Annotated in this window: 13 protein-coding genes; 3 read left to right on the forward strand and 10 right to left on the reverse strand. The window is 56.6% G+C overall.

Translation table 11 applies throughout. From position 1 onward, the window contains the following. Nucleotides 1-9 precede the first annotated feature (9 nt). The 8 genes from Q1B46_RS10905 to Q1B46_RS10940 form a co-directional block, all read right to left on the reverse strand. Nucleotides 10-1380: an ATP-binding protein gene (locus Q1B46_RS10905; RefSeq protein WP_299947869.1), complete on the reverse strand. Its 1371-nt coding sequence runs from the start codon at nucleotides 1378-1380 to the stop codon at nucleotides 10-12. Then, nucleotides 1373-2053 (reverse strand): response regulator transcription factor, encoded by a 681-nt coding sequence (locus Q1B46_RS10910; RefSeq protein WP_299663398.1) that lies wholly within the window; start codon nucleotides 2051-2053, stop codon nucleotides 1373-1375. Before Q1B46_RS10910 ends, Q1B46_RS10905 begins: the two co-directional genes overlap by 8 nt. Before the next feature lie 164 nt (nucleotides 2054-2217). Further along, nucleotides 2218-3654, reverse strand: coding sequence for a Do family serine endopeptidase (locus tag Q1B46_RS10915; RefSeq protein WP_299947872.1), 1437 nt, complete (start codon nucleotides 3652-3654; stop codon nucleotides 2218-2220). Nucleotides 3655-4400: 746 nt separating this feature from the next. Continuing rightward, nucleotides 4401-5003 (reverse strand): nucleotidyltransferase family protein, encoded by a 603-nt coding sequence (locus Q1B46_RS10920; RefSeq protein WP_299947874.1) that lies wholly within the window; start codon nucleotides 5001-5003, stop codon nucleotides 4401-4403. A gap of 52 nt (nucleotides 5004-5055) precedes the next feature. Beyond that, entirely contained in the window at nucleotides 5056-6363 is a 1308-nt protein-coding gene (locus Q1B46_RS10925; RefSeq protein WP_299663404.1) for an HlyC/CorC family transporter, read from the reverse strand. Between the two features lie 63 nt (nucleotides 6364-6426). After that, complete coding sequence (locus Q1B46_RS10930) at nucleotides 6427-7383, reverse strand: tyrosine recombinase (protein WP_299947876.1); 957 nt, start codon at nucleotides 7381-7383, stop codon at nucleotides 6427-6429. Nucleotides 7384-7385: 2 nt separating this feature from the next. Continuing rightward, complete coding sequence (locus Q1B46_RS10935; RefSeq protein ID WP_299947878.1) at nucleotides 7386-8912, reverse strand: hypothetical protein; 1527 nt, start codon at nucleotides 8910-8912, stop codon at nucleotides 7386-7388. After that, nucleotides 8902-9051, reverse strand: a complete 150-nt coding sequence (locus Q1B46_RS10940) for a hypothetical protein (protein ID WP_299663408.1) — start codon at nucleotides 9049-9051, stop codon at nucleotides 8902-8904. Before Q1B46_RS10940 ends, Q1B46_RS10935 begins: the two co-directional genes overlap by 11 nt. Before the next feature lie 79 nt (nucleotides 9052-9130). On the opposite strand from Q1B46_RS10940, the gene Q1B46_RS10945 reads away from it, so the two are divergent. Both Q1B46_RS10945 and aroB read left to right on the forward strand, forming a co-directional pair. Continuing rightward, nucleotides 9131-9718, forward strand: coding sequence for a shikimate kinase (locus Q1B46_RS10945; RefSeq protein WP_299947880.1), 588 nt, complete (start codon nucleotides 9131-9133; stop codon nucleotides 9716-9718). Further along, on the forward strand, nucleotides 9718-10830 hold the full coding sequence (gene aroB, locus Q1B46_RS10950) for a 3-dehydroquinate synthase (protein WP_299947882.1): 1113 nt from the start codon (nucleotides 9718-9720) through the stop codon (nucleotides 10828-10830). The genes Q1B46_RS10945 and aroB overlap by 1 nt, the downstream gene beginning before the upstream one ends. Before the next feature lie 9 nt (nucleotides 10831-10839). On the opposite strand, the gene Q1B46_RS10955 is transcribed toward aroB, so the two are convergent. Both Q1B46_RS10955 and ssb read right to left on the reverse strand, forming a co-directional pair. Then, nucleotides 10840-11910 (reverse strand): site-2 protease family protein, encoded by a 1071-nt coding sequence (locus tag Q1B46_RS10955; protein ID WP_299947884.1) that lies wholly within the window; start codon nucleotides 11908-11910, stop codon nucleotides 10840-10842. An 18-nt stretch (nucleotides 11911-11928) separates the two neighbouring features. Beyond that, on the reverse strand, nucleotides 11929-12423 hold the full coding sequence (ssb, locus tag Q1B46_RS10960; protein WP_299947886.1) for a single-stranded DNA-binding protein: 495 nt from the start codon (nucleotides 12421-12423) through the stop codon (nucleotides 11929-11931). Between the two features lie 207 nt (nucleotides 12424-12630). Between ssb and Q1B46_RS10965 the strand changes: the two genes are divergently transcribed. Further along, the gene (locus Q1B46_RS10965; protein ID WP_299663418.1) at nucleotides 12631-13209 is read left to right on the forward strand and encodes a lytic transglycosylase domain-containing protein; all 579 of its coding nucleotides are present in this window, start codon (nucleotides 12631-12633) and stop codon (nucleotides 13207-13209) included. Nucleotides 13210-13233 lie beyond the last annotated feature (24 nt).

Raw genomic sequence — 13233 nt, forward strand, 5'->3', positions numbered from 1 at the left:
TTAATCTGATCAGGATTTGCGCGATAACCTGAGTGTTGTTTCCAGACCTGGTTTGCGATTTCGCGCCAGAAACGTGCCTCCATGCATGTGCGAAATGGCCGCCACAAGGGCGAGCCCAAGTCCTGCATTGCGTTCGGTCCGCGCAGGGTCGAGCGTAACGAAGGGCATCTGCAAGCGCGGCAAGTCGCTTTCGGGTACGCCGGGACCACGGTCGCGAACGCTCAATAATGTCACGTCGGCCTCTTCTCGAATTTCGATCGTGATCGCTGTACCCGGTGGGGCATAGCGCATGGCGTTTTCAAGCAGGTTTGACAGCGCCTGAGACAGAAGCGGGCGATGGCCCTGAATTGGCTGGGCGTTGCCGGTGACCTCAAGCCTGACATTCTGGTCGGCGGCAACCGGTTCGTATAGTTCAACAACATTGGCGACCAGTTGCAGAAGATTCACCGGCTCAAACTGCTCACGCCCCAAACCGGCTTCGGCGCGCGATATTTCAGTCAGTTGGCTGAGAACGCGCAACAGATGGTCGATTTCCCCGGTTGCGCGGGCCATGTCAATCTCGCGATCCTGATCGCTTTTCCCTGCTTCTGCCAGAGACTCGACCCGCTGACGTAGTCGCGACAAGGGAGAGCGCAAATCGTGGGCAATCGAGTTGGAGGTTGTACGCAGGTTGCTTATCAGCTCTTCAATGCGGTCCAGCATGTCATTCAAAGTGCCGGAGACCTGATCGAATTCGTCACCCGTGCCGCGCAATGGCATGCGCAGTGCCAGATCGCCAGAAACGATATTGTCGGCGGTGTCAGCGATATCTTTCAGGCGTGAAAACACCAGCCGGGTCAGCAGCCAACCGGTCAACAAACTGAGCGCCAGTGCAGTCGCCAGTGCCAGAACGACCGACCGGAGCAGGACGCGGTCAAATTGTTGTCTGGCAAGCGAATCTCGTCCGACCAGCAATCTTTCTCCGCCGGGTAGTCTGACGGAGGCGGCGGATATCGGGACGTATTGATCGGTATCAGCCTTGCGCAATTGCAGATCAACCCAGCCGCTGCCCGGCGTGATCCCTTCGGGCCAGTGAACCAAGTTCCCCGCCAGCTTTGTCCCTTGCCGACCGGTCAGCAGATATAAAGCATCACGCTCGGCCGCTGTTGGCAAACGTCGTTCAATCGCGGTGATCAGCCCGATCATGCCGCGCCGCTCATACTCATCCGCCAGTCCGGTAAGCTCAGCTGATACGACCGAGCGGGTCTCGTCTGTAATAGTGCGATTGGCGGTGACGTAAACCATCGCCAGCACTGCTGCCGTCAACAACGTGCTGAGCACCATGCTGGCCAGAACCAGCCGGGTGCGCGAATTTTTCAGCGACAGGCGCAGGTTATCCATCCGAAACCATGTAACCGGCGCCCCGCACCGTTTCAATAATCGGATCGGCCCCGTCTTCGTCTAATTGGCGGCGCAGCTTCGAGATGTGAACGTCGACAACGTTGGTATTTGGGTCAAAGTGATAATCCCAGACCCCCTCAAGCAACATGGTGCGTGAGACGACGCGGTTTTTTCGACGCAGAAAGAACTCCAGGATTTGAAATTCGCGCGGGGTCAGGGTGATCTCTCGGCCATTCCGTGTGACCTTGCGGGTCAACAGGTCCATCTCGAGATCGCGACAGGCGAGGGAGGGTGTCTCTTCTGATTCTTGTGGACGGCGCAGCAGTGCTTCGATCCGGGCGTGAAGTTCCTGAAATGAAAATGGTTTGACCAAATAGTCATCTGCCCCTGCACGCAGGCCTTTGACCCGCTCGTCTACCGCACTCATAGCGGTCAACATCAGAACCGGTGTTTTCAGTCCCGCCGCGCGCATGGATTTGATCAGAGACAACCCGTCCAGGCCGGGCAGCATCCGGTCGAGGACGACGGCGTCGAATCCGCCATCGGTAGCGTGGTACAGCCCCTCGCGGCCGTCTGATGCAGCTTCGACCACGTAACCTTCTTCACCAAATCCTTTGGCGATGAAGTCGCGCGTGTCTTGGTCATCTTCAACGATCAACAGGCGTCTGCTCATGATCAGGGCTCCTTCTCATCGGGATTTAAACACACATACTCTTTGAAAAAAACATGCCGGGTGCGAAGCCGCACCCGGCAGTTCCGGCGGCGCGTGGACAATCCGTGCCAGCCAGAAATAAGCGCACCAGATTTCCCCATCATGTGGCGCGCTTAGGTGTGGGGTCAGACGATTTCGACTGCGACAAAGATCTGGTTGCCGCCGCGATTGATCAGAACCAGAGCTGGATCAGTCTTTTCGCTTTCCAGCGCTTCTTTCAAAGCATCCGGCGTAACGGTATCCAGATTACCCAGTCGCACAATCACATCACCGCGCTGCAATCCAGCTTTGGCTGCAGGGCTTTCGGGCTTCAGATCAGTGACGACAACGCCATCAACATTCTCGGCCACGCCAATTTCGGCGCGGGCAGTTTCGGTTAGCGGTGCTACCGTCACGCCCAGAGAGGTGCCTTCGAACTTGTCTTCCACCACGCTATCGGTGGCCGCCGAGGCTGACTGATGCTGACCGATTGTCAGCGTAATCTGTTCTTCCTTGCCGTTGCGCAAAACCGTCAGTGTGCTGTCAGTGCCAACCTTGGTTGTCCCGACGAGGATCGGCAGTTCACTACTGGAATCAACAGGTTCGTCGTTGAAGGTCAGGATCACATCGCCTTGTTGAAGCGCGCCGTCGGCCGGGCTGTCAGGTACGATATCGGATACCAGTGCGCCTGTTGCTGTATTGATGCCCATGGCTGCCGCCAGCTCGGGGCTGATATTTTGGATCGACACGCCCAACCAGCCACGACTGACTTCGCCATCATCCAGCAGATCGGTTGTGATGTGGTCGACTATGTTCGATGTAACCGCAAATCCCAGACCGACAGAGCCACCGCTGGGCGAATAGATCGCCGAGTTCACGCCAATCACTTCGCCTTCCATATTGAACAGCGGTCCGCCCGAGTTGCCCTTGTTGATGGCAGCGTCGGTCTGGATGAATTCCGCATAGGGGCCTTCCGAGATATTGCGGCCCTTTGCAGATACGATGCCAGTTGTGACGGTTGCGTTCAGACCGAATGGGTTGCCGATGGCAACAACGTCTTCGCCCACACGAATGACATCGCTGTCACCCATTTGAACAGCTTGCAGGTCTTCTCCGGCATCAATCTTAAGTACTGCGATGTCCGTAAGTGGGTCGGTGCCCACGATTTCCGCTTCGAACGTGCGATCATCGCTCAGGCGCACTGTCACTTCGTTGGCGTTATCGACAACGTGGTGATTGGTGACAATGTAGCCCGCTTCGTCCAGCACGAATCCAGAACCCAGCCCTTGGCTTGGTCCACGCTGCGGCATCTCGAACCCTTCAGGGCCGCCGAAGCGTTTGAAGAATTCCCCGAATGGATGTCCTTCGAAATTGAAGTCCTGCCCCTGCGCCGGTGTCGGCGCCGGGTCCTGCTTGGCGATGATAGTGACCACCGAAGGTGAGACCGTTTCAACCAGATCGGCCAGCGCCTCGTCTGCCATTGCGGGCAGGGCTGTGGTGGCCAGCATGGCCGCGCCCAATGCGCTTGCTCCCATCCAACTGGACGTACGTGGAAAAAGCAGTGAGGATTTGCGGATGCTCATTTTGACTCCTGTCTGTGTTTGGCGGTTGATCCCGCGCGTTGAAACAGGAGATGATCTTGTAACCTTGGGATATCCTGAGAGAAATATTAAGAAACCTTAATTTCGCCATGTTTTGCCGTTCAAATGACTCTGTTCGGCAGGGGCGACTGGCAAGAATCAGCTTGGGCTTTAAAGGCCGAATCGGTGGATTGTTGCCGACAAAGTCAATAATTTTGGAAAAGCGTTGAATTGATTCAATTTTGTTAACAAAGAAACGGCGCGAGCGTGGGATTCAGAAAAATTCCCGCTAAAGTTGTAACATCGAAAAATCTTAAACTTTGAATGCTTCACTAGATACCTGTGAACTATGCGTATTAGTTGCCTCTAAGGTCGGTAGGTGCGGTGTTTGGTTAGATGGTAGCCAAGTGAATGCAACCACTGGTGGAATCGGTGGTGTTGCATTGTTGCGCAAAAACCAGTCCGGATTCGCCGAAATTTACCATTCCATCCAATTTTACGTTGTTTGAACGCATCTGATCGGCGACATTGGTCTTGCCCAAGTGAGGGGGCCTGAGGCACTAGGGGGTGTCAAAGGCACATCTCAGTCTCTGGAGCGTTGTGCGGCATGTTAACGAGGGGGTCTTGTTTAGGTTCTGCAGCATGTAGTCAGACAGCCTGATTGGCGATCTGGTAGCGCTTGCGAGATTGGTGAAAGTGGTAGTCCTGTTTTTGGGCAACCGGCCCGGTCGTCAACGACCGGGCCGTGTTCATTTTGGGGGCTGTGTCGCGTTCCACTTGGCCCAATCCTCGGGTGTATCCAGATCAAGCAATGCATGTTGTGCGGGCAGGGGTTGTATATGAACCCTGCCTTTACATTTCTGCACAACGCTTTGCGCCCCACTGTCTCCGGTTAGTTGTGACAGCTCGTCAAAGAGAGATTGATCAAAGACAACCGGATGGCCGGGTTTTCCATCTTCGGTTGCGCCACGCCAAACCAGATTGTCAGAATGTTCCGTCATCGACCGGAGAACATCGCGCAAGTCTTCAGATGTAAGCTCTGGCAGATCAGATAACAGAACCATCACTGCAGACGCATCGGCGGCGATTGCTGACATCGCGCCTCGTAGACTGGCATTCATGCCTTCATCGGCATCGGGAATCGGGACAGATACCAAATCCAAACCTACGAGCGCCTCATACCGTGGGTGAGGGGCAGGAGGAAGCGCAGCGATCACTGGGCCAACAGCCAACGCCCGCAGGGCTGCCCGGCGCAGCAGCGGCACGCCATCAATCGGCTGCATCAGCTTGTCAGCCCCGCCCATACGGCTGGATTGACCAGCGGCAAGCAGGATTATGGGAATCTCAGTCATTTCGACAGCATGCGGGCAAGGGCCAGTTGAGTCATCCCGTATTCTTGCAAACTTAAAGAGGACGCACCTTTAGCCCCGTGATCCGGTTGCCTTCGCGTGATGTGACTTCGAACCGGAAACCGTGGAACGAAAACACCTGACCCATGGTCGGGATCATCTGGGCCTCGTGGATTACCAGGCCGGCCAGTGTGTTGGCCTCGTCATCCGGCAGTGCCCAGTCCAGCGCGCGGTTGGCATCGCGAATGGTCATCGCACCTTCAACAAGATACTGGCCATCTTCGGTGCGGGTGACGGGCACCTCTTCTTCGATATCGAACTCGTCGGCGATCTCGCCCACAATCTCTTCCAGAATATCTTCGAGTGTGATCAGCCCTCGCAGCGATCCATACTCGTCAACGACGAGCGCGAAATGGCTGTGCATCCGAAGAAACTCCCGCATCTGGTCGTCCAGAGTGGTGGTTTCGGGCACGAAATAGGGATCATTGGCCACCTTCGCGATATCGAAATTCTTGAGGCGCTCTGTATTGCCATCTGCACCACCGGCCTGCGCGTACATTGCTCGGAACAGGTCCTTGGCATGGACAACACCCACGATGTTTTCCTGTTCTTCGCGGAAAACCGGCAGACGGGTGTGCGGGCTTTCCAAACATTGCTTCAGGATCGCCTCGGGTTCGTCATCGGCATCGATCATCTCGATATTCGAACGGTGGAGCATGATCTCTTCCACCGCGCGGTCGCCGAGATCCAGTGCGCCCAGAATGCGGTCGCGATCTTCCTTCTCGACCACGCCCTCGGAATGACCAAGCTGCAGCGCGCCAGCAATTTCTTCACGTACCGCGAGGATATTGCTGTCAGGGTCGATTTGAACGCCGAACAGGCGCAGCACTCCGCGAACCAGAAGCCGAACGGCAGCTACGACCGGAGAGAATACGGTCACGACGACACCGATAACCGGGGCAACCAGCGCGGCGGCCTTTTCGGCGTTGGTGATAGCGTAGGTTTTGGGCAGCACCTCGGCAAAGATCAGCACAAGCAAGGTCATCACCAGCGTGGCCAACGCTACGCCACTTTCGCCAAACAGGCGCGTAAACAGGGCGGTTGCCAGCGAGGCGGCAAGAATGTTGACAAGGTTGTTGCCCAACAAAACCGAGCCGATCAAACGCTCATTATCATCGGTGATATCCAGCGCTTTTTGCGCCCCGCGCGAGCCCTTGTCGGCCTGCGCCCTCAGCTTTCCGCGCGACGATGCCGTCAGCGCCGTTTCCGAGCCTGAGAAAAAGCCCGATAGCACGAGCAAGAGAAGGATAGAGCCAGACGTAATCCAGAATGCGCTATCAAGCAGAGAAGAGGTGGGTTCCATCGGTCCTAAGTTGTTCTTGTTGCTGTATCCGTTATGGGGCTGCGACCTCGCCCAATCAAGGGGTTAGCCTTGATCAGAGGTGTCGTCTTTGGCCAACGGGTGGTGTTCCAGCACCAGTTCTGTCAGGCGCTCATCCAAAACATGCGTATAGATTTCGGTCGTGGCCACGTCTGCATGACCCAGCAATGTCTGGATCGATCGCAGATCTGCGCCATTCGCAAGCAAGTGGGTCGCAAACGCATGGCGCAGCGTGTGCGGTGTGACCTTTTCCGGTGAAACGCCACCCTCAACGGCCAATTCCTTGACCAGCAGAAAGAACCTGTGTCGGGTCAGGTGCCCGGATTTCCCGCGAGAAGAGAACAGAAATCGCGACGCTTGACCGCCTTTGGCAACGGCTTGTTCTTCAGCGGCATCTCGGGCTTTCAACCATTCGGTCAGTGCCTCGCGTGCAGGTGGGGACAATGGAACCATCCGCTCTTTGCCGCCTTTGCCAAGGACCAGCAGCATACGCGGATCACCTCTGGCCGAGCTAACGGGCAGCGATACCAACTCGGTCACCCGCATCCCCGTGGCATAGAGCAGCTCCATCAGGCAGGTGTTGCGTATCTTGTCTGCGTTGGAACGGCCCGTTCGGCGCGCTGCGACAAGCAAGCGATCAACTTCGGGCACGTCCAGCGTTTTCGGCAACCGTTTTGGACGCCCCGGTCCTTTGATTTGGATCGCGGGGTTGCTGTCACGCCAGCCTTCCTCAAACGCAAAGCGATAAAGCTGTTTGATCGCCGACAACCTCCGCGCCCGTGTCGCACGCGACAGGCCCTGCGCGTCGCAGTCAATCAGGTAACCTTCGATCTGGTCACGGTCCGCTTCGGAAAAACCAAACTTGCGGCGCACTAACCAATCCGAGAAATCCTTTAGGTCTCGGCCATAGGCAAGCAGGGTGTTTGTCGCCGCTCCAAGTTCGGCGGCTTGCGCTTCAAGGAAGGTGGAAATCCACAGATCCTGTGTTGAGGGCGCGGTCATGCTTAAGTCCCGTTCAGGATCATCAATTGCAACGCAGCCCGGCGCGCGGTGTCTTCAAGCCCGACACGGCGGAACGCGGCAATCGCCGCTGTCAGGTCCACAAGGTTGCCGCGCGCGCCGTGGGCAAACAATTGCATCGTTTCCAGAATGGCTTCGCCCAACTGGTTGTTGTTCAGCAGTGTGTCTATGTCAGAAGGGATGGGGGCAGACCAGGCAAAGCCCTGAGATATCGCATCGGCCAGTGGGTTAGGTGAGGGCGCGCGCTGTGGATCGCCTTGCGCCAGAGCCGCGAGAAACATGTTGGCTTCTGATCCGTCGGGCGTTGTGCGCGCCGCGTCTTCATAAAGCTCTGACAATAGCAGAATGCGCCAACGTAGGTTTTCGGCTGCCTGGTTGGGCAATGTCATTGTGGCTAGATGTGAGGCGAACAATTCGGCAAAGGGTACTTCCAGACCAACCGTCTTCATCTGTGCCCAAGCAGCCGTCAAAGTCTTGGATACCGCCTCTGGGTCTCCGGATCCCAGCGCGGTTTCGAACTTTTGAATGGCCGCGACGCGGTCCCATACTGCACCAGATGCAGCGGGAGAGCGCTCGGTATACAGACCCAGTAGTTGATTGGGCGTCAGCGCGCCGATGCGCGTCAATCGTTCGGCGGCTTCGACCTGTGCTTTCCACCCTGCCACATCCCGCAGATCGGCGTTTGCAAAGGCTCGCGGCAAGGATGAGGTCGGAAAGCGTTCTCCGATCGCCTCGAACAGACGAAAGGTCAAAGGGTCGGGATCTTCGGGTTGGGGAAGATATTCTGCCCCTTCAAATAGCTCTGGGCTAAGAAAGCGATCAAGCAGAGCAAGCTGATCTTCGGGCAATATCTGCAGCGCGTGTACCGCTTCAAGTGTCAGAGCTGCCGAAGCCCAATCCCCGCGGCGCGCCTTGCAGAAAATCTGTGCCGCGTAGTTTCGCGACAAATTCGGTTGCGCGATCAAAGCGGTGCAGCTTCGATCTTCGTCACCCGTCAGCAATGTGGCATCGAACCAGCGTTTGAAACGCTCTTGTGTATCGGTCGGACCGGCCAGTTGAACCAATGACTGAACCGGATCAGAGGCGCCCAACTGCATCAGACGATCCAGACGCGCCATCAGCAATGTATCCTCGGCGCGCGCTCCGGCAGGGGGGCGTGCTTCGGACAGAAGCAGAGTAAACAACAGCCGCTGCATCGCGGGATTGGATTTGACCCGCACCTGCATGATCAGATCCGCCAACCGATCAGCATCACTCCTTTGCCATAAGTCCACCGGTAGACCCGTGACCGAGGACGCCACCAACCCCAGCGGAGGCGACAGTGCTTCTAACGGGGTGACCTGGACGTCCGGCTGTAATCCTGTTTGGGTCACCGGCGGTTCCATCAGCACCGTACCCGGCAGATTCTCGGGCGGGTCGGTCAGCCAGTCGATGACTGACAGAGGTTCCTGTGTTTGTGCCTGCGCGGTTCCTGCCAGAAGAAGCGCCAGCAAAGTGCTTCTAGTCGGCATTCAGGATGACCGGTTCACGGACTTCATTTTGCGGGGCGGAGAAATCCGCGCCGAAATACGGCCCGATATATGCATACCCGACCAGCCCGATGAAACTCAGGCAGATGAGGTATATCAGGAACTTGATCAAACGGCCCATGGGTGAACGCTGCCTCAATTTTTGCTTTTGGCCAAGTTATAACTAGCATTTTTCTTAAGATCACGTCATTCACGACGAAATGAGCGAAATTAAGCATAACACGGCGCATTCAGATCAGTCAGAGCGGTTTCAACTGCACAAAACCGTCGTATTGGTCGGAATGATGGGGGCTGGCAAGACCGCGGTGGGCCGCGCGCTTGCGGCGCGCCTTGGCGTTCCGTTTCTCGACAGCGATGCCGAGATCGAATCGGCAGCCAATATGACCATCCCAGAGATATTTGCCCGTGACGGAGAGAAGTTCTTTCGCAGCAAGGAAAGTCAGGTCATCGGGCGGCTTTTGGACGAAGAAAAAGGCATCCTGTCAACGGGAGGGGGCGCGTTTCTGTCGGAGGGCAATCGTCGAATGATCTCGGATCGGGGCGCATCGGTCTGGTTGCGGGCTGATCTGAGTGTGTTGTGGAACCGCGTCAAACATAAAGACACGCGCCCGCTGCTGCGCACGGCGGATCCTTATGCGACGCTCAGCGGTTTGTACGAGGCACGGATGCCGGTCTATGGGCAGGCCGATCTGGTTGCAGACTCAGATGGTGAAACCGCAATCGAAGACATGGTCGATCGGGTTATCGCCGCACTGGTGACCCGCCCGGATATTTTGGAACGAATGTAATGCATCAAACCGTACATGTAGACCTGGCTGATCGTTCTTATGATGTCGAAATCGGCCCCGGTCTTTTGGCCGAAGCAGGCGCACGGATCGCCCCGTTTCTGAAGCGCCCCCGGGTTGCCGTTCTAACCGATGAAACGGTTGCGGGCTTGCATCTGAATGGCCTACGCGACGGTCTTGCCGCATCTGGCATCGAGATGAATGCCTTGGCGTTGCCAGCAGGTGAGGCAACCAAGAGCTGGCCCCATTTTGAACGTGCCGTGGAATGGTTGCTGACTAAAAAGGTCGAACGGAATGACATCGTAGTCGCCCTGGGTGGCGGCGTAATCGGCGATTTGGCTGGCTTCGCTGCTGCTGTGATGCGGCGCGGGGTGCGTTTTGTGCAGATACCGACTTCGCTGTTGGCACAGGTCGACAGCTCGGTTGGTGGCAAAACCGGGATTAATGCGCCGCAGGGCAAGAACCTGATTGGCGCATTTCACCAGCCGTCGCTTGTGTTGGCTGATACGGAAGTCTTGGGCACGCTGGAGGCGCGGGATTTCCTGGCCGGATACGGTGAAGTGGTCAAATACGGTCTGTTGGGTGATGCCAACTTCTTTGAATGGCTTGAGGTCAACGGCCCCGCGTTGGCGTCGGGTGATATGGCGGCGCGCGGGCAGGCCGTTACGCGATCGGTTCAGATGAAGGCTGATATCGTTGCACGCGACGAGACCGAACAGGGCGACCGTGCGTTGCTAAATCTTGGCCATACCTTCTGCCACGCGCTTGAGGCTGCGACAGGATATTCTGATCGATTGCTGCACGGCGAAGGCGTCGCCATAGGCTGTGCGCTCGCGTTTGAAATGTCTTCTCGGCTTGGGTTGTGTTCACAAGAAGACCCCAGCCGTGTCAGGGCACATCTGCGCGCGATGGGAATGAAGACCGACCTTGCCGATATCCCCGGACAATTGCCGGATGCGGAAACGTTGGTTGGCCTGATGGCGCAGGATAAAAAGGTTGTAGACGGCCAACTGCGTTTCATTCTGGCGCGCGGGATTGGGCAGGCTTTTGTCACATCGGATGTGCCGCGTGACGCGGTGGTATCAGTACTTGAAGACGCACTTGCTTTGAGCTGAGACCGTGACTCAACGCCCCTGAATAACCATCAGTTCACCGATGTTTTCGCGCGTAATATAGCCGACCATGTGCCCCGACCTGGTGCACACGGCAATCGCTGGGGCACCTTTGTGCAACCCATTCAAGACTTGATCCAATCCGCTGGTTGGCCCGACTTTTGGTATGTTTGTGTCCATGACTGAAGCGGCAGATTCGGATCGGGGTTGGTCGCTGGCTAAGGCCGCAAACAGGCGATCACGGGTGACAAAACCAACCAGTCCGCCATCTTGTGCCAATACCGGAAATTCATGCTGCGTCGTGTGGATGACGGCCAGAGCCGCCGTTGCAAGCGTATCGTCCGGTGAAAGGGCCCTGAACTCGGTGATCATCGCATCCCGCGCTTTGACACGACGCGTAACTGATCGCAGGGCGACGTCCTGGTTTTCCGCATTTGCGGCGATGAAGACAAAGACGGCGATCAGTACCAGTACCGGATTGCCCCAGGTTAGCCCCAGAAAGCCCAGCCCGACGGCAACAACCTGACCAGCGGTGGCTGCAACTCGGGTGGCCTTGGCGCGCTCCATTTTCATACACAGCAAGGCGCGGAATACGCGACCACCGTCCATCGGAAAAGCTGGGATCATATTGAAGGCCGCCAGCAGCAGGTTCACATAGGCCAGACGGTTAAGCAGACCTGTCCCGGTAGAATCGATTTGGGCCAGAGATCCAAGCTGTATCCCGGCCCCCAGGACAACAAGGGCAGCCCAGATCGCAATGTTCACGGCGGGACCGGCCAGGGCAACCCACACCTCTTGCATCGGTTTTTCGGGCATCCGTTCCAGGCGTGCTAGCCCACCAATCGGCAACAGGGTGATGTCAGGGGTACGGATACCAAATCGCCGCGCCATCAGCGCGTGGCCGAATTCATGTGCCACAACACAAGCAAACAGGGCCAGTACGAACAGAATATTGTCGATCGCAGCAGGCAAGCCGCCGTTGGAATAGGCCGCAAAGCCAACCCAGGCAAGTAACAGGAAAAAGGTGACATGGACCCTCAGCTCCGAGCCGAGCAATCGGCCAAGTGAGAAGGACCATGCCATGTTGAATCTCCGCTTGGTTTAGAACGGAATCTCGTCGTCGTCGATTCCGCCCGAAGCCGGTGCAGGTGCGCTGGATGATCCTGCATATGGATCGTCATAGCCGCCACCGGCCTGACCGCCACCGCCGCCATAACCACCACCACCTCCGCCGCCGCCTTCGCCGCGGGCGTCAAGCATCGTCAGTTCGCTGCGATAGGGCCGCAAGACCACCTCGGTCGAATATCTGTCCTGTCCCGACTGATCCTGCCATTTGCGTGTTTCAAGCTGGCCTTCGATATAGACTTTGCTGCCCTTGCGCAGATATTGCTCAGCCACCCGGACCAGTGGTTCCGAAAAGATGGCGACCGTGTGCCATTGGGTTCGATCCCGACGTTCTCCGGTGTTACGGTCTTTCCAAGTTTCGGAGGTCGCGATGCGCAGGTTACATACCTTTCCACCGTTCTGGAACGACCGCACCTCTGGGTCGGCACCGAGATTGCCGATCAGAATGACCTTGTTGACTGAACCCGCCATATATTCCCTCGTTCTACTCTGACTGGATGGCGCCCGAATCTGGCGCTGTGTTCTGTTGCCGACCCTATACGGGCTGCGACTTGGTTAAAACATCATTGATGGTGCAACTGTGATCGGGGAAAATTTAGGATAGCTTTAACCAAGCTTTCATTTATGGCGGTTTCAACTATAATCTGTCTGGTTGTTGAGGGTGCAGGATTGGCTTTAATGCGTTTTCTGGTTAGCGGTATTTCGATATTGGGTCTTTGCCTTGTGTCCTTTGCGACGCAGGCAGAAACGCTTTCCAGCAAAAACCGCAAAGCGTTATTTCTTAAGCAATCCAAAGTCTTGGATGGTCGCGCTGCGAGTCAGTATCGCGATTCAGATCGACTTAGACCCAAGACCGAGGACGGGAAATTCGTCAAGCGCTATACCGGCAGCTACAGGGGGCAATATCTGAATCACGCCCGTAATGCTGCACGCAAACACAATGTACCAGAAGAGCTGTTTTTGCGGCTTGTTCAGCAGGAAAGCGGCTGGAACCCGCGTGCCGAGTCGCACAAAGGCGCATTGGGACTGGCGCAGTTGATGCCTCAGACGGCCAGTTTGTTGGGAGTTAATCCACATGATCCCCTGCAGAATCTGGAAGGGGGCGCGCGTTATCTGTCTTGGCAGTATCGTAAGTTCAAATCCTGGCGCCTTGCTTTGGCGGCGTATAATGCAGGTCCGAAAGCGGTTGAAAAATATGGCGGCATCCCGCCTTACAAAGAAACCCAGAACTATGTGAAAGTGATCTGGGGCGGCTAGCTGCATTGCAGCGTGCCTGATTCT

The sequence above is a fragment of the uncultured Ruegeria sp. genome (genome assembly GCF_947500045.1).
Classification (GTDB): domain Bacteria; phylum Pseudomonadota; class Alphaproteobacteria; order Rhodobacterales; family Rhodobacteraceae; genus Ruegeria.

What these genes read in the sequence shown, in the direction of transcription:
- Q1B46_RS10915 (WP_299947872.1), bottom strand. Translation starts at nt 3,654, where the DNA reads ATGAGCATCCGCAAATCCTCACTGCTTTTTCCACGTACGTCCAGTTGG.
- Q1B46_RS10910 (WP_299663398.1), bottom strand. Translation starts at nt 2,053, where the DNA reads ATGAGCAGACGCCTGTTGATCGTTGAAGATGACCAAGACACGCGCGAC.
- Q1B46_RS10945 (WP_299947880.1), top strand. Translation starts at nt 9,131, where the DNA reads ATGAGCGAAATTAAGCATAACACGGCGCATTCAGATCAGTCAGAGCGG.
- Q1B46_RS10940 (WP_299663408.1), bottom strand. Translation starts at nt 9,051, where the DNA reads ATGGGCCGTTTGATCAAGTTCCTGATATACCTCATCTGCCTGAGTTTC.
- Q1B46_RS10925 (WP_299663404.1), bottom strand. Translation starts at nt 6,363, where the DNA reads ATGGAACCCACCTCTTCTCTGCTTGATAGCGCATTCTGGATTACGTCT.
- aroB (WP_299947882.1), top strand. Translation starts at nt 9,718, where the DNA reads ATGCATCAAACCGTACATGTAGACCTGGCTGATCGTTCTTATGATGTC.
- Q1B46_RS10935 (WP_299947878.1), bottom strand. Translation starts at nt 8,912, where the DNA reads ATGCCGACTAGAAGCACTTTGCTGGCGCTTCTTCTGGCAGGAACCGCG.
- Q1B46_RS10920 (WP_299947874.1), bottom strand. Translation starts at nt 5,003, where the DNA reads ATGACTGAGATTCCCATAATCCTGCTTGCCGCTGGTCAATCCAGCCGT.
- Q1B46_RS10965 (WP_299663418.1), top strand. Translation starts at nt 12,631, where the DNA reads ATGCGTTTTCTGGTTAGCGGTATTTCGATATTGGGTCTTTGCCTTGTG.
- Q1B46_RS10930 (WP_299947876.1), bottom strand. Translation starts at nt 7,383, where the DNA reads ATGACCGCGCCCTCAACACAGGATCTGTGGATTTCCACCTTCCTTGAA.
- Q1B46_RS10905 (WP_299947869.1), bottom strand. Translation starts at nt 1,380, where the DNA reads ATGGATAACCTGCGCCTGTCGCTGAAAAATTCGCGCACCCGGCTGGTT.
- ssb (WP_299947886.1), bottom strand. Translation starts at nt 12,423, where the DNA reads ATGGCGGGTTCAGTCAACAAGGTCATTCTGATCGGCAATCTCGGTGCC.
- Q1B46_RS10955 (WP_299947884.1), bottom strand. Translation starts at nt 11,910, where the DNA reads ATGGCATGGTCCTTCTCACTTGGCCGATTGCTCGGCTCGGAGCTGAGG.